Annotated in this window: 4 protein-coding genes; all 4 read left to right on the top strand. The window is 44.8% G+C overall.

Annotated features, from left to right (window positions below; translation table 11 throughout):
- A partial coding sequence (locus ACX0MV_RS20160) for a hypothetical protein (RefSeq protein WP_458984288.1) occupies positions 1 to 451 on the top strand: 451 nt, incomplete at its 5' end.
- Between the two features lie 91 nt (positions 452 to 542).
- Positions 543 to 905: a hypothetical protein gene (locus ACX0MV_RS20155; protein ID WP_458984287.1), complete on the top strand. Its 363-nt coding sequence runs from the start codon at positions 543 to 545 to the stop codon at positions 903 to 905.
- A gap of 102 nt (positions 906 to 1,007) precedes the next feature.
- Complete coding sequence (locus ACX0MV_RS20150; RefSeq protein WP_458981718.1) at positions 1,008 to 1,268, top strand: hypothetical protein; 261 nt, start codon at positions 1,008 to 1,010, stop codon at positions 1,266 to 1,268.
- Positions 1,269 to 1,359: 91 nt separating this feature from the next.
- Complete coding sequence (locus ACX0MV_RS20145) at positions 1,360 to 1,650, top strand: DUF7660 family protein (RefSeq protein ID WP_458981717.1); 291 nt, start codon at positions 1,360 to 1,362, stop codon at positions 1,648 to 1,650.
- Positions 1,651 to 1,726: the final 76 nt, after the last annotated feature.

Genomic DNA, 1,726 nt, shown 5'->3' with positions numbered 1-1,726 from the left:
GTTAGCCACTACTGAGAAAATCATGCTTAGACAATTTGTTATTACCGCCGTTTTCGCATTTTCAATATGCGCACATGCAGATTCATTGATGACCGAGCAAGATGCAAAAAGCCTAGCGGAACAAGTTATGGCGAAAGCATCCAAAGGGGATCTAGATGCTGCATTTTCCGTAATGAAGCCTTACGCTGCAATTTCAGAAACAGAATTTCAAAGCATGGCATTACAATCAAAATCACAACGGGATCAATTTGGTGTGCGCTATGGAAATTCTATCGGGTATGAATTCATACGCGAAACAAAAGCAGGAAGCTCTCTCCTTAAGTTAATTTACATTGAAAAAACTGTTAAGCACGCCCTGCCATGGATGTTCATATTTTATAAAACACCAGGCGGCTGGGTATTAAATTCATTTGCCTGGAATGATCAAATTCAAAGCGCTTTTTCCGAGTAACGCCGCTAACAAGGCGCTGAAATCGCTCATTACATTCGCTGGGACTGCGTTCCGCAGCCCCTTAGCTTAATCGTTATATGCTGATCTAAACATGAAGTACAAAAACATAAAATCAGCAATTCACAATTTCGGGCACAGCTTTGTAAGCTCAATAAACTATGTCGACCATGATTTCGTTGCCGACGAAATTGGGAAGCTTCACAAGAAAGGCTACGACATCGAAATCAACTGGCTTACAGGGGAGTTCAGGCCCGCTCAGCTTGAGTCAGAGAGAATAAAAAAATCAATTGGTTATTGGGGTGACAACCTAAAGAAACATTGTGCATCCCATAATGTCAATCTGGAAAACCTATGTTCTTTATCGTTTGTCTGGCCGGCAGGTCAAAGTAAATATATGCTTGCCATTGACGACAAGGGCACAGAACACAAAATTTACATCAATGAAGCGGCGTGATACGCATATAACAACTGGTTCAAATCGTTCGCTGCGCTCACTGGGACGGGCTAAAGCCCGCCCCTTAACCAAACGTTAGGCACCAATAGTTAGGAGTACGCCGTGACGAAGGGAATCATTCTGTTAGCACTGTCAGTGCTGGCCTTTCTAGCCTCTTGGTACTGCCTACTTTGGGTGTTTTCCTCTAGCAGCCTTGCAGCAATCGAGTGCAACGCACAATTTTCATTTTTTCACGAAAATCTGCGTTGCCGGTGGGCAGCATTTGCATCTGTACTTTGGATCCTAACCGGCATCACTTCTATTAGCCTGCTGTACTTCAGCGTCAAGGCTTTCAAGCAGTCAAACAATAAAGCAGGCGCCTAACAATGCGCTCAACTGCCGCTCACTTCGTTCGCTGGACTCGCAAAAGCTACGCTTTTGCTCGCCCGTTAGCTTAATCGTTAGGTGCTAAACAATGGACGTAAGCAAACTACTTGAGGACGTCAAAGACATTGAAAGCTTTTTGGTCTTTGCGCGCGCACTAGCAGCAGATCGTGCTGCATCCGTTTTACAGGAAAAGGTAAATCCGAGCTCCCCATATGGCACCGATGCTAATGGCTGGGAAAACACCACCATCGAGTCTTTTCTTGAAAGTGCAATCGCATGGGCTGAGGCTAGTGACTTCGGTCTAACTCAAGGTCTTTCTCTATCAAATCCGTGGAAGCAATTTGCTGTTTTTCTTTACTGCGGGAAAATTTATGAGTAAACACCTAACTATGCGCTCAAATCGCTCACTCCGTTCGCTGGGACGGGCTAAAGCCCGCCCCTTAGCTTAGTCGTTA

The organism is Pseudomonas cistanchae (assembly GCF_054483635.1).
The sequence above is the reverse complement of the archived record's forward strand: the minus strand, read 5'-3'. Positions and strand labels throughout refer to the sequence as shown.